A 23771-nucleotide genomic window follows, 5' to 3' on the forward strand; every position below is an offset into this window, starting at 1 on the left:
GGTTTGGCAGTCGTTTTCCCTCATTGCCATTTACTATATAATACAATGACGACTACGATGGTGACTGCGATGACAGCTTCTCAAATTTTAAAGACCAGCACCTACTTTATCAGTGCTTTGATACTAGCTGCCTGTCAGCCCTCTGCACCTACCGACGAATCTGTGATGGTCGATGATAGTAGTACTGTAGATACACCTCTTGTTATTACCGATGATAGCGTCACCATGGCTCCAGACCATATATTAAGTATAAAACCATCACGTTATCAGCCTAGTATTGGACTACAAGGCAATCTTGAACCTGTCAAGCAAGTCAAGCTCATGACTGCACACCCAGTAACTATCGAAGAGGTATTGGTCACCGAAGGTCAGCTGGTAGAAAAAGATATGCCATTGCTCATCGTTCGACGTGTACGTTCAGACAACAGCGAAGCAAATTCACCCGATACTATAGAAAGCAATACTTCAACACCAGCGAAACGCACTCAGGAGCAAGAGCTTACAAGCGAGTCCAGTGGTACAAAACCACCAGAGAATCACGATAAATCTCAATCGGTCAAATCTATAATGGCTGAAGACAAAATATCTGATCTACAAGAAGAAGACTCTTCACGATCTTCATCCACTAACGATGACAATGTCTCTGTTAAAGATGACGTAACCGATAGTGCCGATCAAGAAACGCATTCAAAATCACCGTATAACTTGGTCACGATACGTGCGAGTTTTGCAGGGCGCGTAGAAGGGTTACAGGTCAAAGCAGAAGATCAGCTCGCAGCTCGTACGCCTCTTTTACAGCTGAATGATGAGACGCAGTTGTACTTTGTCTCATCATTACCCATTCAGGCAAAGCCTCAGCTTTCGATTGGTCAGACTGTCAACTTTTCAGTGAATGGACAATCAGACAATTTTACCGGTCAAATCAGCAAGCTGACCACAACGAGTCAACCAAAAAAGCTTTTAGTACATGTGGATGTGATTGAAAACAAAGCCAGTCGTGCCACATTATTACCAAACATGAAAGTCATAGGACGTGTGGACTATGGTCAAATAGATGTGGGTACAATTGTACCCAAGCGTGCGCTTCACGATGTTGACTTGACAGAATTACAAAAGCCACCATACAAGCCACTAAGACCTTTGACGGCCAATGTATGGATTATTGGACAAGATCAGCGCTTGATGCGTCGGCCTATTGAGGTAGTAGAATATAATCCTACAACAAAACAATATTTAATTGCAGGCATTAGTAATGACAGTCTGATTTGTTTGGCAGACTTACCTATTGATTCTAATGGTAAAAAAGTCATCGTTTCCTAATTAACAGCACCGACAGTTACATTACACAGAAACATTAACAAACCCGCTCTTGTTTTGTAACAGCCTAATTAGGCAATATAACGGTATTATATATGTCATTAACCGAGTATTTAGATTTTATATTTTGTCTATCTTGATGCTTATTTAAGGTTTTGATACCTATCAGATGACTTAACCTATTAAATGTTTTGAAGTCTCACAATTGATTGGTTAAAGCTATCTATATATGAAATATTTGATATATAAAGCATTTAGATGTATTACACTTTTGGTAACTATAACAACTAGAGGATAACCCATGAGCAAGCAAATTTTATTGATTGAAGACGATCCTGATTTGGCTGAGCTAATCAGCGACTATCTCACCATGAATTATTACGATGTCCATCATGCAGGACTTGGTCAGGAAGGACTTGACTTATTAGATGCCAAAGAACGTGAAATTGATTTGGTTGTACTCGATCTAATGCTGCCTGATATGGACGGTATGCAAGTGTGTCAAAAGATTCGCGGTAACAAAAACAACATGACCAATAAAGTGCCAATCATCATGTTGACAGCGAAAGGTGATACCACAGATCGCGTTTTAGGTCTTGAGATGGGTGCTGATGATTATATCGCTAAGCCATTTGAGCCACGTGAACTATTGGCACGTATTCGTGCGGTTATTCGTCGGCACGAACAGCCCAATCAAGCAGACAGCCAATCAGATAGCTTAACGTTTGGTCGTTTGAGTGTATTCCCTGATAGCCATGAAGTCACCATCGATGATGAGCCTGTTCGTCTGACGACGCATCAGTTTCAATTATTGCATTACTTTGCCACGCATTCTGGTAAAGTACTGAATCGCGAGCAACTTTGGCAAGCCATGCCAAACGACGACAGCTCAGACAATATTGATCGTGCCATTGACGTACATATTTCGCGCTTACGTGCTTTGATTGAAGACAATCCACGTCAGCCAAAACGAATCATTACCGTACGCGGCGTTGGTTATCAATTTGCAACAGATCAGGTATAAGCATCTGATAAAAGAGATGGTTTAATGCAGCAGTTGGGATTTCGTTCCGTATTTGCCAAGCTATTTGCCAGTGTCATGCTGGCTCTTATCTTGTTTGCCGTTGCTATGGTGTTATTGACACAACTTGTCCATGACAAAGATGCAGGTATTCGCTCCGAAGTCCTAGCCACGCAAATTTTGGGTCAAATCGATCCGTTTTTGCATGAGCTGAATATCTCTGTTAGCAAAGACAACAGGTTACAGTCACGCTTTATGTTGGCTGTGGTCAAAAAAAGCTTTGATATTTTTGATGAGTCATTGCAAGCAAAGATGGGCTTGTATGACAGTGAAGGTCGTTTGTTGATGCAAACCGACAACAGTGACCTACCACTTGAATTGCCAGCACCACCTTCTTTATTGTCCCGTGTGTTTCCTTCGTTTGCAGATACCTCCCCTACCAAGCAAGCTCAAGTATATAGCAGCACTGGTTATACGCTTCTGTATGAATCACGTTTACCACCCAAAAAACCTGTACTTTCTGCTGCCCTAAATTTATTTACGGGTACGCTGCTCTTGCTCATCATTATGGCAGGCGTCCTGTGGGTGATTGCACGTACCATTACTTGGCGTATCAATCAGATGAGTCAGCAGATGGCACAATTGGGTGATGGTGATTTTACCGTGCGGGTAAACGCGCAAGGTAATGATGAGATTGCTTCACTAGCACGTGGTTTCAACCAAGCCGCTCAAAAGATTGAACATCTTATCGATGCCAATAATTTACTATTGGCGCACGCTTCGCATGAATTGCGTACGCCCATCACTCGTATCCGTTTGCAGATAGAGATGATGGATATGCTGACGGATCCATTACCCGTCGATATCAAAGCAAAGTTTGATAAACGCGCTCAAGCAATTAATCGGGATTTATCAGGGCTTAATGATTTGGTAGAAAGCATTTTGCTGGTTAGCCGCTTAGATGCTGGTCATGCTTTGCAACAAGTGGAGCGCTTGGATTTGTATGACCTTATGAACCAAGAGCGTCAACATTATCCTGAAGCCACTTTGATTGGTGAGCACATTATGATCGATGGTCAACCATCGATGCTGACTCACTTAATTCGTAACTTATTGACCAATGCCATGCTTCATGGCAAACCACCAGTCACAGTATTGCTGTATGGCGTTCAGAGCGTCGATCAAGCGGATGTTATTCCTGACTATCTATTACAAACCGTGCTTTGCAGCAGCTTTGTGGATTATAACAGTTCTGATTTTGATACTTATGAACAACCCAATCATACCGATGAGTCTGCAGAACAAAATGACGCGTCTAGCCCGACTGAGAAAATGAAGGCTGAAACAGCAGAGGCGATGTTACCGGCGCCACTTCTCTATAGAAATGGTGAAAGTCTTGTGTTAGAAGAGGATGGCAATACTGATGTGAATGTAGACAACAGCGCTGACAATCTTGACGCCAGTACCGTTTCAGCGGATGCTACTACTAAAGGCACTGCATCTGATGTAGAGTTATCTAAAACTTTAGTGAAAAATTCACTCAAATCCAATAGTACGTCGTCACTGATTGCAGACTATCATAGCTTCACCAACGATTTGACGGGTAAAATTAAGAAGGTCATGTGGAGAGCTGTTCCTGAGGAAAAAATATCTTCTCAAAACAACCATATGTCAACTATCACAAATGGTGAAATGATTACTACATCTAAAAATGGTACTGTCAGAAGTAACGATAAAATGCAAAACATTGATACTACGCCCAAATCGAACAAACCAGTCGCTGATTCAGCAGTGACTAAAAATGAGACTAGGAATGGCGAAGAAGCGTCTAGCGCACCGCGTAAAGAAGGCTTATTTTCTAAACATTTGAAAAAATCCAAAGCTGAACCAGAACGTCCGTTACCTAAGTATGCCGTGCTGGCTGTTATTGATGAAGGCACAGGCATTCCTGAGGATAAACGTGAAGAAGTGTTCAGTCCGTTTGTACGGTTGCAGCAAAAAAACAAAGGCTCAGGCTTAGGCTTATCATTGGTTTCACAAATTGTGACCGCCCATCAAGGTCGCATTCTTACCGATACGGTTAATGGTCATACTAGATTTTTGGTTATCATACCTGTCAAACACGACCCTCATTATCATCAGCACAACTAACGGATGGCGTTATCGAATCTATGATTCTTTAACGCTATCATCGTCACTTACCTTCTCCAAAACACCCCTCACTAATAGCGATTAGTCATAAGCCAGTCACGGATGTGCATATCCAAAACACCGAATAATATGCTATATTAACGCCCCTTATTATAGGGTTATTGACGATTGTTATTGAATTGGCTTCTTTACGTTGTTAAGGAGGCATGGCAATACGTTCATGACTATTAAAAAAATTATTGAATTTTGAGCCCTCCATGAATGACATGATTGTCTTAAACGATGTGACCAAAAGTTTTTTAAGCGACCGATCAATCAAAAACGAAGACGGCAAACCGCATTGGTTTACTGCTGTTGAGCCGACGTCTCTCGCTGTAAAACAAGGGGAAATCTTTGGTCTAATGGGCTATTCGGGCGCAGGTAAATCGACCCTATTGCGCTTGATTAATATGCTTGAGCGTCCAGATTCAGGTCAAGTCATCATTGATGGGACTGATTTGACGACGTTGTCTGCCAAAGACTTACGCATTGCTCGGCACAATATTGGTATGATTTTTCAGCAGTTTAACCTCATGTCTAATCGCACCGTTTTTGATAACGTGGCTTTTAATTTAACAGTGTCAGGTTATCCCAGCCGTGATATTCATAAGCGCGTCATGGAATGTCTTGAAATTGTCGATTTAATAGATCGTGCTGGTCATTATCCTGCACAGCTATCGGGTGGACAAAAGCAGCGCGTTGGTATTGCCCGAGCCATTGCACCAAGCCCAAAAGTCTTATTGGCTGACGAGCCAACCAGCGCACTCGATCCATCGACGACCCGCAGTCTATTGACCTGTCTACGCGATATCAATGAACAACTTGGCGTGACCATTGTGATTGTGACCCACGAGATGAGTGTTATTCGTAGGTTGTGTGACCGTGCTGCATTATTGCATCAAGGCAAATTGCTAGAAGTGGCAGAAGTAAGAGATGGTTTGATACAGGCAACTACCCAGATTGGCAAAGGCTTAGTCGTTGAGGACTAATGAGGCAGGAGAAATAAATATGTTAACTGGTACTGAATTATCCGCCTCTATAGACAAGTTGTTTGCGCTGCGCAAAGAGATTGTGGATGCTTTTATTGATACGTTCATTATGCTCGGCATTTCAACGACAGTCGCTATCGTCATCGGTGGTTTGTTTGGCGTGTTTCTGTTTTTATCAAGCGATCGTCAGTTTTTGCAAAACAAAACCTTATACGGTGTACTTGGCGGTATCACCAACTTTATGCGTGCCTTCCCCTTTGTCATCTTGATGATTGCCATGAGTCCTTTCACCAAAGCCATCGTAGGTACTGGTATCGGACCAATCGCTGCCTCCTTAGTCTTGGCCATCGCCGGTTCGTTTTATTTTGCCCGTCTGGTCGAACAAAACTTACGTGAAGTACCGCGCGGGATTATTGAGGCCACCGAATCGATGGGCGCACGTCCTTTGACTATCATCAAAGTTTTATTGAATGAAGCGCGCTCTGGTCTGATATTGTCAGTAACGATTCTTTGTATCAGCTTGCTATCTTATTCGGCAGCGGCAGGTATGATTGGTGGCGGCGGTCTAGGTGACTTGGCAATTCGTTATGGCTATTATCGTTATCAAACGGAAGTAATGGTTTTTATCGTTCTGGTGCTATCTATCATGGTCATCTCGATTCAAGCCTCTGGCAACTGGCTAGCTAACCGCATGGACAAACGATAACCTCCTTTATAAAAAGTAATAAGAAGGTATAACATACTCTTATTATGAATAAATACGAGGGTTTAATGCGCATTTGTCCTAAGCAAAATGCTTGACTTTGTTACTGAGACCCTTTAATTTTGTCACTAATTTAACATCCGTTAACTTAGCAGCATTATGATAATGTTGCTTTTTTAATGGGCAGATTTTGTTTTCTACTCTCTATTATTAAGGAAGTTCCATGAAATTAACAGATATCAGCCGTCAGTTGGCGACTGCTTTTGCTGCCGTTGGCGTATCAGGCCTAGTATTGGTTGGTTGCAGCAATTCATCAGCACCAGAAGCCACCAAAGAGCCAGTGACAGAAGGCGCTACCGCCGAAACTGCTGCGAGCGATATCGATCCTGAGCATACAAAAATCGTTATCGGTACGACCGAAGGCGACTTTGCTGATATGGTACGTAACCAAGTTAAGAGCTCACTTGAAGCACAAGGTTATGAAGTTGAGTTAGTCGCTTTTACTGATTATGTGCGCCCGAACCTTGCCTTGGCAGAGGGTGACTTGGACATCAATATTTTCCAGCACAAACCGTACCTTGATAACTTCAAAAAAGAGAACAATCTTGATCTGGTCGAAGCATTCCAAGTACCAACCGCGCCACTTGGTATCTACTCTGGTAAAAAAACCAGTCTTGATGAAGCCTATAAAGGCATGAGTGTTTCTGCACCAAATGATCCAAGTAACTTTGCTCGCGCCCTTGTTATGATGAACGATCTTGGCTGGATCAAACTAAAAGACAATATCGATCCATTGACGGCATCGAAAACGGATATCGCTGACAACAGTAAATACGAGATCAACATCGTTGAGCTAGAAGCAGCTCAGTTACCGCGCGCTCGTGATGAAGTTGACTTCGCTGTTATCAATGGTAACTATGCAACCGATTCTGGTATCGAGTTATCAAGCGCTCTATTCCAAGAGCCAAGTTTTGCTTATGTTAACTGGTCAGCTATCAAGTCTGCTGACGTGGGCAAAAAATGGGTTGAGGACGTGACCAACGCTTATAACTCAGAAGCATTTAAAAAGTATGCTCACGAAACTTTCCCAGGTTATAAGTATCCAAAAATGTGGGGAACGGATCATAGCGCCCATACAGATACTGCTGCAAGTACAGCGCCTGCAGAAGCCCCTGCACAGTAAGTTTTTATGTTAGAACCTGCTAGAAGCTAGCATAGCTTTTAGATTCTGAACGCCCATTGTGTAACGCGATGGGCGTTTTTTATGGCGCGGATTTTGACATTGTATTTATAAAAGAGCTAACCCGATACTAAAAATGACGTTACAACCTGTTTGTCCTTTGTAGGAAACCGTCACCTACTCTTTCACTTTGGCTGAGTTTTTCTTATAGTGGACAAGCTGAATATACGGATGAAGCTTACAGCGATCTAATCGTGCTTAAGTTTAGCTATATTGACCGTTGGTCAGATTAAGACTTAATGATATTAAACCATTGCTGAACAACTTGATCCGTTAATTCTTTAAGGCAGACAAGAAATGATAAAACCACAATAAATAAGGATAATAATATGAGTGCTAAAACTTATAATATGCGTACCGCTGGAAAAGCAAACATCCCTGTACTTGGCTTAGGTACTTGGCAATCAACGGGCCAAGACTGCGTTGCCGTCGTAAAAAAAGCATTAGAGATGGGCTATGAGCACATTGATACCGCTCAAGCGTATGACAATGAAAAAGAAGTCGGACAAGGCATTAAACAGTCAGGTGTGGCTCGCGATAAATTCTTTTTGACCACTAAGATTTTTCCTGATGATATGAAGTTTCAGCCAGAAAAATTGGCAGAAGCGGCGAAGCGTTCTCTAGAAAACCTAGATACAGATTATGTGGACTTATTACTACTGCATTGGCCAGATGACCGCGTCCCATTGTCTGAAACGATTCCTGCCTTATGTGAGCTACAAAAACAAGGCCTGACTCGACACATTGGTGTTTCTAACTTTAATATTGCCGATATCATTGAAGCAGAAAAACATGCTGACGTCCCTATTGTCGTAAACCAAGTTGAGTTTCATCCGTTTATCAAACAAAATACTTTGCAAACTTTTCTGAATAATCATCATATTTTGTTGGAAGCTTATTCTCCATTAGCCCGTGGCGACGTCTTTGATAATGACATTATTAAAGAGATTGCCGATAAGCATAAAGTAACACCTGCACAGATATCGCTCGCTTGGATCTTGTCTGACAAGCATCGTGTCGCTATTCCAAAAACGTCTAACCCTGATCACTTACAAGGAAACTTAGACGCTATCAAGGTAGAGCTGAGTGCAGACGAACTAGACAAGCTTGGTAGCTTAGCGCGTTCTGATGGCCGCAAAATTGAACATCCTGACTATAGCCCTGTTTGGGATGACTAATAGCGCATTGCTACTATTAAATGATAATTCCTAAAAAAGCCACCGATACTATCGGTGGCTTTTTTATATTGAGACAATTTTTTTGTCTTTATTGCTGGAGCGTTTGAGTCTCATGCACTTTTTCAGCAGGATTGTACTGTTCAGAAGAAGGAATAGCGCCACTACGGTTGTTTTCTTTCATTGATTTGGCAACCTCAGGTGGCATATAGTTTTCATCATGCTTGGCCAATACTTCTCCAGCAACAAACGTATCGCCCTGCATTTTGCCAGTGGCAACAACTCCTGAGTTTTCAGCAAATAAATCAGGCAAGATACCTTGATAAGTCACAGGTACAGTCGATTTAAAATCTGTAATCGCAAACTCAATACTCAGTGGATCATTTGGCGCACGCTGAACGCTACCTGCCACCACCATACCCCCTGCGCGAATACGTTTATCTTGCGGTGCTTCGCCTTGCGCAATGGCTGTCGCGTCAAAGTAGTAATCGGTTTGCTGACCAATGGCGTAAAGCACTAGCACCACGGCTATCGCCGCCCCTGCAAGTGTAAACATAACCCACATCAGTTTTTTGCGACGAACTGCGTTCATACCACTACCTCATTGATGACTCATTGTTTTACAAACTACCAATCTATAAAACAAAAAATATTGAAGAAACTACCATTAGAAAAACGTGCCAAAAATGTCTTTCTAATCGTACTCTTCTGGTGGCTATATGGTAGCATTTTTCGCACAAATCCATAAGCCTTATGAGGACTTAAAAAAGCATATCTTTATGATATTAGGAAGATTTTCTTATTTGTTAGACTCGAGTGAAGCCTTTGTCACAGTTGTTGGTACTTTGGCGGTACGCTGTGCTTGACGCGCTTGCTGAATGGTCAACTGCTTAATCAGTGCTTGTCTTTGGCGACGGCTGTAGATAATAAATACCAGTATTACGCCAATCGTGATTGCCCAACAAGACCACACAAAGACCCCATGCTTACCCATGGCAATAAATTCAGACACGCTATAAAAATAGGGCTGCATAATAGTTTCCTAGCCGTTATTTGTGTTGACCACGGATGTATTCTTTCACCCACGCTTTACCTTGATCGCGATACAAGATTAAGGTGTTGGTACGATAAATAGTCAATGTTGCGACCAGCAAATAACTACCAATAATCATCAATAGCAATGGCATCCACATGTCTGCCGACATTTTTGGGGCAGCCGTTAAGGTAAAGGTAGCGCCTTGATGCAAGGTATTCCACCACTCAACTGAGTACTTGATAATGGGCAAATTGACCGCACCAACAATGGATAAAATGGCGGCGGCTTTGCCTCGATTGGCTGTGTGTTCAAAAGCGGCAAATAGGGCCATGACACCTGCATATAAAAATGCCAAAATCAGCATAGAGGTCAAACGTGCATCCCAAACCCAGTAGGTGCCCCACGTGGGCTTTGCCCAAATAGAACCCGTCAATAAGCTAATCACACATAACAAGAACCCCATTGGAGCAAGTGCTTGAGCGACCAAACTGGCCGTCTTGATTTTCCAGACCAGATAAATCACACCCAATACCGCAAGGGTAAAATAGATAGAAATAGCAAGACTGGCTGCGGGTACATGTATAAAGATAATACGATAGCTATTGCCTTGCAAGTAATCAGGGGGCGCAAAAGCAAGTCCCCAGATGCTACCGATTAGCAAGCAAATGCTAGCCAATATCGCAAGCCACTTAACCCAAGGCGCAAAAATACGAAAAAACTGTTTGGTACCCACAGTGGTTAAGAAGCCCTGCCAAATGCGTTGCCACAGGCTGGGAGATGAGACATTATTCAGGTTGGGCATGGGAATAAACCTATTACACAGCTTACTGGTGACGACCGATATAACACATTATGAGCGCTATCATCTGCCAACCTGCTGGCGTTAAACACTGGATAGAATCTACAAAGAACGGCTTACGTACTTAATTGACTATTATAACAAAATTGCCAGTTTTCACCACGATGTTAATACATGAAGCGACAACACAAGAAGTTTTGAGAATATATTGACAGTACAGTTTCATATTTAGTTCAGCCATGCCATTTTTAAAGTCATTGCAATCACCCATGGCATAACTAAGATTGAAATGATGCTGCCTGCTAATAACAAGGCCAATATGGGTAGACCATTCAGACCTGTGGCATATAGATCAACAGCGCCCGTTGCAAAAATAAGAACAGGCAATTGCATAGGTAAAGCAATCAATGGCACTAGCACTGCACCATTCTTCAATGATAGCGTCAAGCTACTGGCGATTGCAGACAGCATTAGCAGCATTGGGCTACCAGCGACGATAGAAGCCATTAATATCATGGTCTCAAACCAGCTCAGCTGAAACAAAGGCACCGCTAATAAACTGAGTATGGCCACAATGCCACTACTAAATACCCAGTGAATCGCTAAGCGAATCAGTACCCATAATGGCAATGACGCTTTGGCAACAACCAATTGTGCCAAGGTGCCATTATCAAAGGCCGGCTTAAACAAACCATCCACACCCATTACCAGCGATAGTAAAGCCGCAATCCATACAGCGGATACGCCAAGTCGCTGTAATAGCGCAGGCTCGCTACCGACCGCCAGCGGAAACAAAGTAATAATCACCAAAAACAGTACCAAAGGATATAACCACTGCACTGCCCCTTGCTGCTTTACTTGCCACTCGCGTGCCCATAGCTGCATAAAACTGATACCACGCGACGTGTTCTCGATAGTATTGGCGCTTTTCTTCATCGCATGTATCGTCCTGTCTGTAGCATTATTGGCTCTTTTGCTAATCGCGCTTATATTATAGTGGGATAAAACCGTATTGATAGGTCAGTCTGAGAATGCTATCGCATGACAGACTTTTAGTAAGGTATCTAAACCATATACTCTGTCAGGTCGAGTACTTGATTGGCAACGCCGACTGTTTGATGGCTGGTCATCAAAATCGCGCCGCCTGCATGAGCAAAGTCGCACAATTTCTCTTCCATCCGCGCTACCATATCGACATCGAGCGCGGTAAAAGGCTCATCAAGCAGCCATAGCTGGGTCACATCAGGCGTCAAAAGATAAAGCCTTGCAAGGGTAATACGGCGAGTTTGACCAGCGGATAAATGGCTTGAGCTGATCGTTTCAAATCCTTGTAATCCGACCCAAGTAAGGGCAGCATCAATGTCTTCAGCGCTTGGCGTGATACCATATAGATTCAGTAAAAACGTCAGGTTTTGTGCCACAGTGAGATTGGGATGAATACCCAATTGATGCGATACATATAACGGCTGCATAGGTAAGCTTGCCACGCCTTGGTAACTGACCTCGCCTGTCAGTACTGGCAATAATCCTGCCAGCTGCATCAGTAGCGTCGTTTTCCCTGTCCCATTTGCACCAATCAGATGACAAATACTACCCGTAGACAGCTGAAGCGTGACGGCTTCGCATAGCGGAATTTCACCACGCTGAACGGTCAGCTCATCAAGCACAAGTAAGGGCGTATCCAAAGCCGTCATCAAAACCTCTCGTTATTTATCAAGCGGCAGTCAATATTCATCACAAACAAGTACGATGTTCATGGCATAATACTTTATGCTTACCACAAACACACAGTATAACAAATTGTCGATTACTATGACCTCAAAACCTATGCAGACTTCAAAAGATAGCCAAAACCAAACGACTCAAACAGACATTGAGCATCAGGCCGATATCGATCATAAGACAGATACCAAGCTTGATAAGTCTCAGGAAAGCCTATCAGAGACAAGCTTAACCATAGACAGCCTGATTGATGCGCAAGTTGATTTTATGCAGCAGTGGCTACGCAACCAAGCTCAACCGTTGAGTATAGAGGCGTGGCAATGGTTCGGTGCGCAGCCCTTAAACAAATATATTAGTCGTGACCATTTGCAGCATTTGATTAACGACTGGCTTCTTAATCAGCAAATGAGTGAAGCAATGCGTACTGATATCCGCGACATCTTGCATACGGTTATTTATCATCCCGTCAATGACAATGTACCTTTGTCAGAATTGATAGATGATATGCAAGTTGAAACGCTTGCCAATTATGTCGGTAGTCACGAGCAGCAGCGTAATATCTTAATTCATACGTTAGTTGGTAATGAGACCTTCACAGACTTATTGACGCAAACGCTGTATCACGCCATCAATGACTTTATGGAAACCACGCTAGAAAAAGCGGGCGGCGTTGGAAAACTGATGAAGCTTGGACGTAGCTCTTTTGAAAAAGCCACCAACAGAAACCTTGATGAAAAACTGCAGGCGTATTTGCATCGTAACATTAAGGATTTGGCGCACCGAGCAGAAGCCAACGCGCAAGCGCATTTATCCAACGAAGAAGTGGCGCGTTTACTCATCACGGGTTGGGCGCGTATCAAGGAGCAACCTGTCAGTCATCTACAAACCTACCTGCGTGATGAGCCTAATAACAGTAGTATCGATCATATCGAAGCTGGTATTCAACAAAGCTACAACCGTTTGCGTGTGTCGCCTTATTTGCATAGTCTGGTAGCAGCGAGTATTGATACATGGTACGCCAATCATCAAACGGATAGTATTGCTACCGTTGCTGCCAGCTTATATATTGATAAGCAAGCCATGACAGAATTTAGTACAGCGTTATTGCCTGTGGTATACGATGCCCTAGAAAGCCCATGGTTTACAGCGCACACTCGCAAGATGCTACAAGCGTTTTATGATCAACCAAAAATCAAAGAGGGATTAATACTGAGTAACGGCTGACTTGCTGTTTGAAAGTATTTTTCAATATTTCACATTATCTACTGTTTATCACCCTATTATGAGCCAACGTAATAAACTCAGCTTGTGGCAAAAAATCAAACGATTTTTGACGACGTCCGCACCGCAATCTGTCATTGATGGTGCTAACGAACCAACGACATCTGCCGTTAAAGAGGATGTGGCACCTTCAAAAAGCCATGAGGTATTCCGCAGTACTAGGCATAGTGATGACGGAGACAAAAATGACCTTAGCGAAATTGACGCTGTCTCTGATATGAACACTGGTCATAAACACTCGCAAACGATGCCTTCTGATTCTTCTGCTGACCAACATAAGCCTCACCATACACCGATTGTTGATTTCTTAAAAACCTATTTTAATGAAAAGCAATGGCACTATACGCACTATCGACCCAAAACCAATGATGGTCAGCAATCGCATCATTTGTCACTGCGAATGCGTCATAAAGACCTCAACTGTGGCTACCTGTTTCGCGCTCAAGAAGAGAGCAAACTGCTGGCCGTCTATGGTGTGTTGCCGTTCTTGATACCAGAGAGTCATCAGAGCGCTGCGATGTTATTAATCACTCAGCTCAATTACGACATGCTGATTGGCAATCTAGAAATAGATGTCAATGATGGTGAGATACGCTACAAAAACGCCATCGATGTTGAAGCAGCGGGTATTGATGAGAAAATTATCGATCATTTACTACAAAGCGTGGTTGCTATGACGACAGTCGCCCATGAATTGTTCAGTAACTTGGTCAATAATCAAGATCCAGAAGAAGACCTGCAAACTTTACTGATGACATTGCGCCAAGACATAGATTCACGCACGTTTTTTTTGCCCACGCAGTTCGTGCAGTAAAGCCCTATAACTGTCTATCATTGGTATTTAGACTCATGTATAGAGGTGTTCTTACCAGCGCTTTGCTCTCAAAACTTCTCAACCTTTATTCCATGAGAACCCATTTAATATTATGCTAAAAATTGCTTATTCTGACATTTTTCGTTATTCCGTTCCGGACAAACACCGTTTTCCGATGCAAAAATATACGCTCATTCCTGAGCGTCTGTTGGCTGAGGGCACCATCACTGCCGATAATTTTTTTGCGCCTGCTCGGCTGAGTGAAGACGAGATTTTGACCACTCACACGCAAGGCTACTGGCAGCAGCTCAAAACCCAAACACTGCCACGAAAAGAGGCTCGAGCCATTGGTTTTGAGATGACACCAACGCTGGTAGAACGCGGCCGCTATATCGCCCATGCAACTTATGAATGTGCCTTGTATGCACAGCAATATGGCGTCGCGATGAATGTGGCGGGCGGCACACATCATGCATTTGCTGATCATGGTGAAGGATTTTGCGTATTCAATGACGTCTGTATTGCCAGCAATTTATTACTCAATCACGGACAGGTACAAAAGATTTTGGTGGTGGATTTGGATGTGCATCAAGGTAATGGCAACGCGAGTATCATGGCAAACGAGTCACGCGTTTTTGTCTTTAGTATGCATGGTGCCAAAAACTATCCGTTCCGTAAGCAGGTATCTGACTTAGATATTGAACTGGATAATGACACTGGTGATGAAGAGTATTTACGTATTTTAAAAGACACGCTACCGCGCTTGATCACTGAGTTTGCGCCAGACCTGATATTTTATCAATCTGCTGTCGATGTGCTCGCGACCGACAAACTCGGAAAACTGGGGTTAACGATAGAGGGATGTAAGGCACGTGATGAGTATGTGCTACATCAAGCAAAACTCGCTGACATTCCTATTGCCATTGTGATGGGCGGCGGCTATTCAGAAGACATCGAAGATGTGGTGGAAGCGCACTGTAATACGTTTCGTTTGGCGCAGCAGATTTACTTTGGGCAAACGGCTGATTAGGGCTAGGAAATAAATGATAAGTGCTTAACTGATAACGGCATAAGGCAAGATGACATGGCAAAAATACTGATAGGTTTGGGCATACTGCTGGTGATTATCGGCGTTATTTGGCTGTTGTTTCCCAATGCATTTTCGTGGATAGGCAATCTGCCAGGCGATATTAAGCACACTTCAGGCAACACACGGGTGTATTTTCCTGTGGTTACCATGATCGTTATCAGTATTGTCGCTACTATCTTATTAAATATTTTTAACCGCTAAATAAACCGTTTGCACGTACTTTTTAATTGTACGCACTTTTTTAGCATCATTACAATGCATCTGTTGAGACAGTATATGCTTAGAAAAAAGCGACAATTCCTTGCCAGCCTACGCGTATACCAAGTACTGTCAAAATCAACAAAATAAGCTGACGAAAGCGAGCTTGCGGCAGATAACGACGCAGACGAATACCAACCAAAAGCGCAACGATAGACAATATGCTTAGCACTGTAATTAGCTGCCATTCCCCACTACTTAGTGCCATAAGAGGCTCACGTAGAACGATAACTTGAGCAACTTTGCCCAAAAAATAGCACATATTGCCCACTTTGGCGATCGTGTTTTTATCGTCGCTGGCAGACAACAAGTACATCATCAGCACAGTAGACATGGCATTGGTGGCCCCGCCAATGACACCTGCACTAAACCCAACAATGATCAGTACGGGCTTAGTATCGGGCAAACGAAACTGCTTACCCAATAAGGTACTGATGACATAAAAGCCAATAACAGCGGCTAATGCTAGCAAAATATAAGCACTGTCTATCCACAATAGCAGCTTTGCGCCCAAAATACTGCCAACCAAGCTGGTTAACGCAAGCAACCAATAACGTCTGCCATAATAAATAAAGTTTTGCCAAATCGTACGTCCGCCGCCAGCCAGCCAAGTCATCACATTGACCACTAAAGAGGGGAAAATAACCAAGACAATGGCATGTTGCAACGGATAAATACTAGCAAGCGCAGTGGTCGTCACCAAAGTCGCACCTAGCCCGCTGATACCATGTAACAAGGACGCCAACGCAAAAACAGCAACCAGCAATAACGTCTGCGTGCTATCGTCAGCGAACAGTCCCGTCATCTCTGACAGCCTGCTCAACGCTTACTATCTCTATCTATAACGACACGATTAATCATCATGGCGTTGCCAGATTGCTTCACCAATAATAGTCACTAATTGCTCAGCAATGTGATCTTTGCTTGCCTTGTCTAGTGTGACTGACTCGCGCTTGTAATGCTCAGAAAAGAATACTTGCATGGCGTTGTCATCACTAGCAAAGCCAATATCGGCTCGTGACACATCATTGCAAGCAATCAAATCTAAGTCTTTAGAAATCAGCTTACCACGTGCATAACGCTCAACATCCTGTGTCTCCGCCGCAAAACCCACGACAAACAGCTCAGGATGAGCAAGCGAGATAGTGGCTAAAATATCAGGATTTTTGACCAAACTGAGCGTCATTGCCTCTTGGGTCTTTTTGATTTTTTGTGGGGCGGCTTCCTCGGTACGATAGTCCGCCACAGCCGCAGTCGCAATGAAGACATCAGCGTCTCTTACACTCTCATTGCTAGTAACTGCATGTGCTTCGCTATGTTCACTGTGCTCATCATCGCAGTCGCAGTCATCATGATGATCATGCTCGTGGTGGTGCTCATGATGATGGTCGTGATCGTGGTCATGTTCCTCTTCAAACATAAACTGAAGCTCGTGATGGGTGCCATCGACGCACTGCTGTGCAGCAAGTAACATCTCTTTAGCAGACAACACATCGATACGTTTAACATTCAGTGGCGTCGGCAAAGCCACTTTACCGCCAGCAATTAAAATCACTTCAGCACCAGCAGCGACGCAAGCACGTGCCAGTGCAAAACCCATCTTGCCAGTAGAGTGATTCGATAAGTAACGTACTGGGTCAATGGCTTCTACCGTTGCACCTGCTGTAATCACGACTCTTTTGCCAGCCAATAGCTGCGGCGTCGTCTGCATGGCTGTAAATAAAAGAACTTCAGCCAGTAATTGTTCAGGCTCAGGCAAACGCCCTGCACCCACATCTCCGCACGCTTGCTCACCACTTGCTGGTTGGATGATCTGATAATTCATATCGCGCAATGTCTGTACGTTCAGATTCACTGCTGGATGCGCCCACATCTGCTGGTTCATGGCTGGTGCAATGAGAACAGGTGCTGTCGTGGCAAGGCACACCGTGGTCAATAAATCATCGGCCATACCCATCGAAAGTCGAGCAAGCGTATTGGCAGAAGCGGGAGCAATAACGACTAAGTCGGCCCATTTCGCCAATTCAATATGTCCCATGCCTGCTTCTGCTTTTTCGTCAAGCAATGAGACATGTACCTCATTGCCCGTCAGCGCTTGCAGCGTCAAAGGAGTGATAAAAGCTTGTGCGCCTGTGGTCATAATGACACGCACATCAAAGCCCGACTTAACTAATAAGCGAGCAAAAATAGCAGATTTGTAAGCGGCGATACCGCCAGTGATAGCAAGCACAATATTGGACATAAGCGTGGCATCAATATAAAAGTTGAAAGATAAAATTGCGCTTATAGTAACAATTATGAGATAAGTTAGGTAAGATTTTGCGTATTTAACGGTAGTATTTGATCAAGCTATTTGTGACCAACTCACTTAAGGAGAAATAATGGCAATTAAAGACTGGCATGAAGAAGACAGACCACGCGAAAAACTACTGAAATTTGGGGCAACACACCTTACCGATGCAGAGATTTTGGCCATATTTTTACGTACAGGAACACAATCACAGTCCGCCATTGAGCTGGCCCGCCATTTGATCGAAAAGTTTGGCAGCTTGGCTGAATTGTTAGCAGCGCCTCAAGACATCGTTTTGGGTTGTCATGGTATGGGGCCTGCCAAATATGCGCAGATACTTGCTTCGCTTGAGATGGGTACACGCTACTTAGACAGTAAGCTTAAAACTGGTCAAGCGCTTGGACGCTCTCAAGTGGTGAAAGACTATATTAGTACGCAGTTACGCGGTGAGCATCGTGAAGTCTTTGCCGTTCTGTGTTTAGATAATGGGCTCAAGCTTTTAGATTTTGAAATATTGTTTACAGGTGGTATTTCATCGTGTTCTGTCTGCATCAAACATGTATTACGGCATGCTTTGAGCCATGCTACCAGCCAGCTTATTGTCGCTCATAATCATCCAAATACCGATGCCAAACCTTCAACGGCTGATAACTTATTGACTTATGAGCTCAAAAAAGCGTGTGATTTATTGGATATAGCGCTTGTCGATCACATCATTGTTGGACGAAACGATACTTTATCTTATGCGGAAAGCGGCTTAGCACCATTTAATTAATAAGGTCCTAACGAATTATTCTTATAAATTACTCCTATGAGCCATCGAAATATGATACATATTATCGACACAGCGTAGCATTTCACCTATTGATAGTTATAAGTAACTGTTTCATATTGTTAACCAATCGTATCTTTTACTTATTGAAAAGAAGAAAAGCAGTAGATAAAACAATAACTATCGTGATCTAAAAACCTCATTCATATATTTTTCACGCTTTTAGTTCAGCGTCATCAAGGAGACAGTCATGGCCATTGGCTTATTTATTTTGGCAATCATCATTCAATTAGCCGTGGTTCTGGCCATCTTTTTGTTGTCTTTGTCTCGAGTGACTGGCAGCATTGCTGCGCTCGTAACGGTTATTGTGACCGCAATAATCAGTCCTTGGTCGCTCCTTTTAGGTATACCGATCGCCCTGCTTTGCTTGGTTCTTCTTGTGACGCCGCTGCGACAGTCTCTGATCACCAAGCGTGTTTATAAAACCTTGGGCGGTGCCATGCCAAGTATGAGTGACACGGAGCGTGAAGCCCTAGATGCAGGTACCAGCTGGTGGGAAAAAGAGCTATTCATGGGCGCACCCAATTGGGATACATTTGCCCAATATCCGTATCCGACCCTATCAGAAAGAGAGCAAAGCTTTATTGATAATGAAGTAGAAACGCTTTGCGCCATGCTAGACGAGTGGAAAATTCAGCATGAGGACAAAGAGCTGTCACCTGAAGCTTGGCAATTCATTAAGAGCAATGGCTTTTTAGGTCTTATTATTCCAAAAGAGTTCGGTGGTCTAGAATTTAGCTCTTACGCTCAAAGCCGTGTGATGAGTAAAATCGCCTCGCGCTCACCAACAGCTGCGGTGACCTGTATGGTGCCAAACTCACTCGGTCCTGGTGAGCTGTTGATGCATTATGGTACGGATGAGCAAAAACAGCGCTGGCTGCCAGGTTTGGCAAAAGGGGATGAAGTGCCTTGTTTTGGCTTGACGGGCCCTGAGGCAGGTTCTGATGCGGGCGCTATTCCTGATACGGGTGTGGTCTGCTATGGCATGCATGAAGGCGAGCAAGTGCTTGGTCTGCGTATGAATTTCTCAAAACGCTGGATTACCTTGGCCCCTATCGCGACAGTTGTGGGCTTGGCATTCAAAATGCATGACCCAGAAGGTTTATTGGGTAACCCGAAAAAGACCGACTATGGTATTACTTGTGCGCTGGTACCCGCCAAGCATAAAGGTGTCATGATAGGACCGCGTCATAATCCCATCGGCTCGCCTTTCATGAACGGTACGGTCGATGGTAAAGATGTCTTTATCCCATTGGATTACATCATTGGCGGCGTCGAAAATGCAGGTCGCGGCTGGCGTATGCTAATGGAGTGCTTGGGCGTTGGCCGTGGTATCTCCTTGCCTGCCCTATCCACATCTGCCAGTGAAATGACGTATTTGTCTGTCGGTGCGTTTGCCAAAGTGCGCGAACAGTTTAAAATCTCGGTTGGTAAGTTTGAAGGGGTGCAAGACGCGACCAGCCGTATGGCCAGTAATACTTATATGCTAGAGGCATTCCGTCATTTGGTCACGTGCGGTCTGAACCAAGGTGGTACACCATCTGTTATGACAGCCATGGCAAAATACTATGCCACTGAAACCATGCGCGGTGTGGTCAATGATGGTATGGATGTCGTCGGTGGTCGTGCGGTACAGATGGGTCCGCGCAACTTTTTGGCGACGCCTTATCAAGCAATTCCTGTCTCTATCACGGTTGAGGGCGCCAATATTTTGACACGCTCGTTGATGATTTTTGGTCAAGGTGCCATGCGCTGCCACCCTTATCTGTTTGATGAGCTGCAACTGCTGCAAAGTGAAGATAAAGAAGGCGCGCTTAAGCAATTCGACAATTTATTCTTTAAGCATTTGGGTTATACCTTCAATCGCGGCGCCAAAGCTTTTGTCGCAGGCTATGTCGGCGGTAGCAATCATGCTCCAAGTTTCGCTGATAACTTTACCCGTCCTTATTACAAGCACATCAATCGCTTGAGTGCAGGATTTGCTCTGACTGCTGATATGGCATTGGGTTTACTCGCAGGCGATCTAAAACGCAAAGAGATGCTGTCTGGTCGATTGGCTGATATTCATGGGCACTTATTTATCAGCACCGCTATCTTGCAGTTTTACCAGCATGGCACTAAGTCAGAAGCTGAACGTTTGCATGCTGAGGTGGCGCTACAAAACAGCTTATATACCATTCAAGAAGCTTTCTTATCGCTCTTTGACAACTTCCCAAATCGTATGGCGGCAAGCGTGGTAAGTTTTGTGACCTTCCCAAGTGGTCGTATCTTTACGCCGCCAAGTGATGAGCTCAAACGTCAGTTAGGGGATGTTTTCATGGACGATTTTGAGGCCAACCCTTTCCGTGACTATCTCAAAACCATGGTCTACTACAATACTGATGCAGATGATGTGACTGGCCGCATGGAAAATGCTTATCAAGCTCTTGTTGGCATCGAACCCTTATGGCAGAAATTCAAAAAAGCCGAGCATAAGGACAGCTTTGAAGGTCTTACGTTTGAAGACCATGTGGTTTATGCCAGCCAAAAAGGAGATATCACGGAAGAAGAAGCAGAAGTGCTTATTCAATACAATGCCTTGCGCTTTGACTCGCTATTAACGGATGTGTTCGACAAGCATCTATTGAAAGCGCAAGTACGTTGTAACCCCCACAGTCTTGATAATGCGGTACATCAACTCACTGATTATGCCCAATTAAAAAATGACGCTCAGACCAGAAATGGTATCATCCCTGACAGCGATGTTGCCTCAGATAATCTGGCGGTGTCTGACACTGACAGTGTTGATAAAAAGACTGGTGATGCCAATCCCAACCATGGTTATGAGAGCGATGGCGATGTAGAGATGGTTTCTGAACAAAACACAGTTGAAGAAGTGCGCACTCAAACTGACTTTGGTGACACCAATCCCGATGCAGAAGCACTGGATCATCGCCACCGTGATGCTGCCTCTCATTTAAATGAGCGCATGAGTAATAATCATAGCATGCGTAAACACAGTATCGATGATATCGAACCTATAGAGCAAACCGATACTCCTGAAAAATCAGACATGGTAAAAAACCGCGTAGAAGAGCCGGCTATCACCGATACCGCCAGTACTACCGACACCACCGATAACATTGATAGCAAGTGGCAAGATGGTCTACGTCGTGACGAGAATGACAAGACTTAAAGATGGTACGTTTTTGGAGAGATAAGCATCAACTGCAAATATAATATACCACCGCCTACTATGATTTGAATTAAAAAAAGACCGTTCAGCTTGGACGGTCTTTTTTGTTTTTACTGCATATCGCCATATTTGATAACCATAGACTTGGTGACCCTTCCCTCTCTTCGGCCCATCACTCAACCCCCTTAATTATTAGCTAAGAAAATAAGTACGTCTTAATTTATAAAAAAAGTTGCAGTTACCTTAACAATTAATTTATATTGTGCAGGAAATTGACATGAAGTCACAGATGTGAAATTTACAACCTTAGAGAATTCAGGTAAAGGCATATAAATCAGTAATATATTGTTTGCTTCCTGATACTGGGTGCTGTGTATAAAAGGATAGAGTTTATGTGGAAAAATATGGGACTGACAGGCAAGATCATTGTTGCCATGGTGCTCGGTATTATACTGGGTCTATTTATAAACTATTCAGGACTGAACACTGAAGGCAGTTTTGTTCATACGTATATCACAAATGGTTTTTTCGCTATTATTGGCAAGCTGTTTGTTAACTCACTAAAAATGTTGGTCGTTCCATTAGTATTGATCTCACTGATTTGCGGTGTTTGCGGCATTGGTGATATCCGACTGCTTGGTCGTATCGGTAGCAGAACGTTTTTCATCTATATGATGACAACGGCACTAGCCATTGCCACTGCGATTGGACTTGGTATTGTATTTGGTATCGGTAAAGGCATGGACATCGCAACTGAAGCGGCATTTGAAGCTGAGTCAGCACCGCCTCTGTTAGATGTATTTTCTAACATCATTCCATCAAACCCCATCAGTGCGATGGCGAATGGTGACATGCTATCGATTATTTTCTTTGCTATCTTAATCGGTATCAGTATTTTGATGGTTGGTAAGCCTGCCAAAGGCTTGGTACAAAGCTTAGAGCTGATTAATGAAGTCATCTTAAAGATGGTAACCATCATTATGAACCTTGCCCCATATGGTGTTTTTGCCTTATTGGCCAAGGCTATGTCAGAGCTTGGTTTGGACCTTATTTGGTCATTACTTGGCTACGTTGCCGTACTTGTTGGCTCATTGGCTTTCCACTTCTTTATCACCATGATGATTGTGCTCAAGCTATTTTCAGGCTTGTCTGTCAAAACGTTTTTGACAAAAATGCGCGAAGTGCAAATTTTTGCCTTCAGTACGTCAAGCTCAAACGCGACCATCCCTATTACTTTACGTACCGTCACCAAACGAATGGGGGTCGATAACTCAGTTGCTTCCTTTACCGTTCCTTTTGGTGCGACCATCAACATGGATGGTACGGCTATCATGCAAGGGACGGCGACCATTTTCATTGCCAATATCTATGGCATTGATTTGGGCGTGACCGATTATCTGGTCGTGATTCTCATGTCGGTACTGGCCTCTATCGGAACTGCAGGTGTGCCTGGTGTTGGTCTGATTATGTTGTCAATGGTATTTGCACAAGTGGGCTTACCTATCGAAGGTATCGGCTTAATCCTAGGTGTGGACCGTATCCTTGATATGTTACGTACTGCTGTAAACGTCGGCGGTGATGCGGCGGTGACTGCTATCGTGGCAAAATCAGAAGGTAAGATGGACTTAGCGATTTATAATGACCCTGATGCTGGCACCAAAGATGTATTCGATGGTCACATTGATGAAAACAATGAACGCGAATTCTCTGAAGTCTTCCATGATGGAGTAATGGGTAGTGAGTATGATGATGTTGATCGTCGTCGTTAATTATCTATATTGAATAAGTTATCATAAAAAAACCTCAGCACATCATCTCATGGGCTGAGGTTTTTTATGG

The 23771-nt window shown here is 43.6% G+C and carries 21 protein-coding genes; 14 read left to right on the forward strand and 7 right to left on the reverse strand.

Annotation, left to right across the window (positions count from 1 at the left end; genetic code table 11):
- Nucleotides 1–69 precede the first annotated feature (69 nt).
- From A3K91_RS11750 to A3K91_RS11780, 7 genes are all read left to right on the forward strand, one after another.
- Nucleotides 70–1320 carry an efflux RND transporter periplasmic adaptor subunit gene (locus A3K91_RS11750; protein ID WP_062846007.1) on the forward strand — a complete coding sequence of 417 codons (1251 nt, stop codon included), beginning with the start codon at nt 70–72 and terminating at the stop codon, nt 1318–1320.
- 298 nt (nt 1321–1618) lie between these two features.
- On the forward strand, nt 1619–2341 hold the full coding sequence (locus A3K91_RS11755) for a response regulator transcription factor (RefSeq protein ID WP_062845432.1): 723 nt from the start codon (nt 1619–1621) through the stop codon (nt 2339–2341).
- Between the two features lie 24 nt (nt 2342–2365).
- A complete protein-coding gene (locus A3K91_RS11760; protein WP_062845433.1) occupies nt 2366–4489 on the forward strand; it encodes a sensor histidine kinase in 2124 nt (707 codons plus the stop codon).
- A gap of 257 nt (nt 4490–4746) precedes the next feature.
- Nucleotides 4747–5517 carry a methionine ABC transporter ATP-binding protein gene (locus tag A3K91_RS11765; protein WP_062845434.1) on the forward strand — a complete coding sequence of 257 codons (771 nt, stop codon included), beginning with the start codon at nt 4747–4749 and terminating at the stop codon, nt 5515–5517.
- Nucleotides 5518–5536: 19 nt separating this feature from the next.
- Entirely contained in the window at nt 5537–6223 is a 687-nt protein-coding gene (locus A3K91_RS11770; protein WP_062845435.1) for a methionine ABC transporter permease, read from the forward strand.
- A gap of 220 nt (nt 6224–6443) precedes the next feature.
- Nucleotides 6444–7403 (forward strand): MetQ/NlpA family ABC transporter substrate-binding protein, encoded by a 960-nt coding sequence (locus A3K91_RS11775; RefSeq protein ID WP_062845436.1) that lies wholly within the window; start codon nt 6444–6446, stop codon nt 7401–7403.
- Nucleotides 7404–7789: 386 nt separating this feature from the next.
- Complete coding sequence (locus A3K91_RS11780) at nt 7790–8638, forward strand: aldo/keto reductase (protein ID WP_062845437.1); 849 nt, start codon at nt 7790–7792, stop codon at nt 8636–8638.
- 88 nt (nt 8639–8726) lie between these two features.
- On the opposite strand, the gene ccmE is transcribed toward A3K91_RS11780, so the two are convergent.
- The 5 genes from ccmE to ccmA form a co-directional block, all read right to left on the reverse strand.
- Nucleotides 8727–9227 carry a cytochrome c maturation protein CcmE gene (ccmE, locus tag A3K91_RS11785; RefSeq protein ID WP_062845438.1) on the reverse strand — a complete coding sequence of 167 codons (501 nt, stop codon included), beginning with the start codon at nt 9225–9227 and terminating at the stop codon, nt 8727–8729.
- Between the two features lie 207 nt (nt 9228–9434).
- Nucleotides 9435–9668 carry a heme exporter protein CcmD gene (gene ccmD / locus A3K91_RS11790; protein WP_062845439.1) on the reverse strand — a complete coding sequence of 78 codons (234 nt, stop codon included), beginning with the start codon at nt 9666–9668 and terminating at the stop codon, nt 9435–9437.
- 16 nt (nt 9669–9684) lie between these two features.
- A complete protein-coding gene (ccmC, locus tag A3K91_RS11795; protein WP_062845440.1) occupies nt 9685–10473 on the reverse strand; it encodes a heme ABC transporter permease CcmC in 789 nt (262 codons plus the stop codon).
- 225 nt (nt 10474–10698) lie between these two features.
- The gene (locus tag A3K91_RS11800; protein WP_167541811.1) at nt 10699–11355 is read right to left on the reverse strand and encodes a heme exporter protein CcmB; all 657 of its coding nucleotides are present in this window, start codon (nt 11353–11355) and stop codon (nt 10699–10701) included.
- Between the two features lie 179 nt (nt 11356–11534).
- Nucleotides 11535–12164: a heme ABC exporter ATP-binding protein CcmA gene (ccmA, locus tag A3K91_RS11805; RefSeq protein WP_062845442.1), complete on the reverse strand. Its 630-nt coding sequence runs from the start codon at nt 12162–12164 to the stop codon at nt 11535–11537.
- Between the two features lie 133 nt (nt 12165–12297).
- Between ccmA and A3K91_RS11810 the strand changes: the two genes are divergently transcribed.
- The 4 genes from A3K91_RS11810 (at nt 12298) to A3K91_RS11825 (ending at nt 15578) form a co-directional block, all read left to right on the forward strand.
- Nucleotides 12298–13416: a hypothetical protein gene (locus tag A3K91_RS11810; protein WP_084387400.1), complete on the forward strand. Its 1119-nt coding sequence runs from the start codon at nt 12298–12300 to the stop codon at nt 13414–13416.
- Between the two features lie 58 nt (nt 13417–13474).
- Complete coding sequence (locus A3K91_RS11815) at nt 13475–14287, forward strand: YbjN domain-containing protein (protein WP_062846009.1); 813 nt, start codon at nt 13475–13477, stop codon at nt 14285–14287.
- Between the two features lie 112 nt (nt 14288–14399).
- A complete protein-coding gene (locus A3K91_RS11820; protein ID WP_062845443.1) occupies nt 14400–15317 on the forward strand; it encodes a histone deacetylase family protein in 918 nt (305 codons plus the stop codon).
- A gap of 54 nt (nt 15318–15371) precedes the next feature.
- On the forward strand, nt 15372–15578 hold the full coding sequence (locus A3K91_RS11825) for a DUF2905 domain-containing protein (RefSeq protein WP_062845444.1): 207 nt from the start codon (nt 15372–15374) through the stop codon (nt 15576–15578).
- Nucleotides 15579–15657: 79 nt separating this feature from the next.
- On the opposite strand, the gene A3K91_RS11830 is transcribed toward A3K91_RS11825, so the two are convergent.
- Nucleotides 15658–16440 (reverse strand): sulfite exporter TauE/SafE family protein, encoded by a 783-nt coding sequence (locus A3K91_RS11830; protein WP_062845445.1) that lies wholly within the window; start codon nt 16438–16440, stop codon nt 15658–15660.
- Between the two features lie 48 nt (nt 16441–16488).
- Nucleotides 16489–17877 (reverse strand): bifunctional phosphopantothenoylcysteine decarboxylase/phosphopantothenate--cysteine ligase CoaBC, encoded by a 1389-nt coding sequence (gene coaBC, locus A3K91_RS11835; protein ID WP_062845446.1) that lies wholly within the window; start codon nt 17875–17877, stop codon nt 16489–16491.
- Between the two features lie 139 nt (nt 17878–18016).
- Between coaBC and radC the strand changes: the two genes are divergently transcribed.
- The 3 genes from radC (at nt 18017) to A3K91_RS11850 (ending at nt 23701) form a co-directional block, all read left to right on the forward strand.
- The gene (gene radC, locus A3K91_RS11840; protein ID WP_062845447.1) at nt 18017–18700 is read left to right on the forward strand and encodes a RadC family protein; all 684 of its coding nucleotides are present in this window, start codon (nt 18017–18019) and stop codon (nt 18698–18700) included.
- Between the two features lie 247 nt (nt 18701–18947).
- A complete protein-coding gene (locus tag A3K91_RS11845; protein WP_084387347.1) occupies nt 18948–21932 on the forward strand; it encodes an acyl-CoA dehydrogenase in 2985 nt (994 codons plus the stop codon).
- A gap of 392 nt (nt 21933–22324) precedes the next feature.
- Complete coding sequence (locus A3K91_RS11850; protein ID WP_062845448.1) at nt 22325–23701, forward strand: dicarboxylate/amino acid:cation symporter; 1377 nt, start codon at nt 22325–22327, stop codon at nt 23699–23701.
- Nucleotides 23702–23771 lie beyond the last annotated feature (70 nt).

The sequence above is a fragment of the Psychrobacter alimentarius genome (assembly GCF_001606025.1).
Classification (GTDB): domain Bacteria; phylum Pseudomonadota; class Gammaproteobacteria; order Pseudomonadales; family Moraxellaceae; genus Psychrobacter; species Psychrobacter alimentarius.

What these genes read in the sequence shown, in the direction of transcription:
- A3K91_RS11815 (WP_062846009.1), top strand. Translation starts at nt 13,475, where the DNA reads ATGAGCCAACGTAATAAACTCAGCTTGTGGCAAAAAATCAAACGATTT.
- radC (WP_062845447.1), top strand. Translation starts at nt 18,017, where the DNA reads ATGGCAATTAAAGACTGGCATGAAGAAGACAGACCACGCGAAAAACTA.
- ccmD (WP_062845439.1), bottom strand. Translation starts at nt 9,668, where the DNA reads ATGCAGCCCTATTTTTATAGCGTGTCTGAATTTATTGCCATGGGTAAG.
- A3K91_RS11770 (WP_062845435.1), top strand. Translation starts at nt 5,537, where the DNA reads ATGTTAACTGGTACTGAATTATCCGCCTCTATAGACAAGTTGTTTGCG.
- A3K91_RS11850 (WP_062845448.1), top strand. Translation starts at nt 22,325, where the DNA reads ATGTGGAAAAATATGGGACTGACAGGCAAGATCATTGTTGCCATGGTG.
- A3K91_RS11820 (WP_062845443.1), top strand. Translation starts at nt 14,400, where the DNA reads ATGCTAAAAATTGCTTATTCTGACATTTTTCGTTATTCCGTTCCGGAC.
- ccmC (WP_062845440.1), bottom strand. Translation starts at nt 10,473, where the DNA reads ATGCCCAACCTGAATAATGTCTCATCTCCCAGCCTGTGGCAACGCATT.
- A3K91_RS11830 (WP_062845445.1), bottom strand. Translation starts at nt 16,440, where the DNA reads ATGACGGGACTGTTCGCTGACGATAGCACGCAGACGTTATTGCTGGTT.
- A3K91_RS11845 (WP_084387347.1), top strand. Translation starts at nt 18,948, where the DNA reads ATGGCCATTGGCTTATTTATTTTGGCAATCATCATTCAATTAGCCGTG.
- coaBC (WP_062845446.1), bottom strand. Translation starts at nt 17,877, where the DNA reads ATGTCCAATATTGTGCTTGCTATCACTGGCGGTATCGCCGCTTACAAA.
- ccmA (WP_062845442.1), bottom strand. Translation starts at nt 12,164, where the DNA reads ATGACGGCTTTGGATACGCCCTTACTTGTGCTTGATGAGCTGACCGTT.
- ccmE (WP_062845438.1), bottom strand. Translation starts at nt 9,227, where the DNA reads ATGAACGCAGTTCGTCGCAAAAAACTGATGTGGGTTATGTTTACACTT.
- A3K91_RS11765 (WP_062845434.1), top strand. Translation starts at nt 4,747, where the DNA reads ATGAATGACATGATTGTCTTAAACGATGTGACCAAAAGTTTTTTAAGC.
- A3K91_RS11750 (WP_062846007.1), top strand. Translation starts at nt 70, where the DNA reads ATGACAGCTTCTCAAATTTTAAAGACCAGCACCTACTTTATCAGTGCT.
- A3K91_RS11775 (WP_062845436.1), top strand. Translation starts at nt 6,444, where the DNA reads ATGAAATTAACAGATATCAGCCGTCAGTTGGCGACTGCTTTTGCTGCC.
- A3K91_RS11760 (WP_062845433.1), top strand. Translation starts at nt 2,366, where the DNA reads ATGCAGCAGTTGGGATTTCGTTCCGTATTTGCCAAGCTATTTGCCAGT.
- A3K91_RS11825 (WP_062845444.1), top strand. Translation starts at nt 15,372, where the DNA reads ATGGCAAAAATACTGATAGGTTTGGGCATACTGCTGGTGATTATCGGC.
- A3K91_RS11755 (WP_062845432.1), top strand. Translation starts at nt 1,619, where the DNA reads ATGAGCAAGCAAATTTTATTGATTGAAGACGATCCTGATTTGGCTGAG.
- A3K91_RS11810 (WP_084387400.1), top strand. Translation starts at nt 12,298, where the DNA reads ATGCAGACTTCAAAAGATAGCCAAAACCAAACGACTCAAACAGACATT.
- A3K91_RS11800 (WP_167541811.1), bottom strand. Translation starts at nt 11,355, where the DNA reads ATGCAGCTATGGGCACGCGAGTGGCAAGTAAAGCAGCAAGGGGCAGTG.
- A3K91_RS11780 (WP_062845437.1), top strand. Translation starts at nt 7,790, where the DNA reads ATGAGTGCTAAAACTTATAATATGCGTACCGCTGGAAAAGCAAACATC.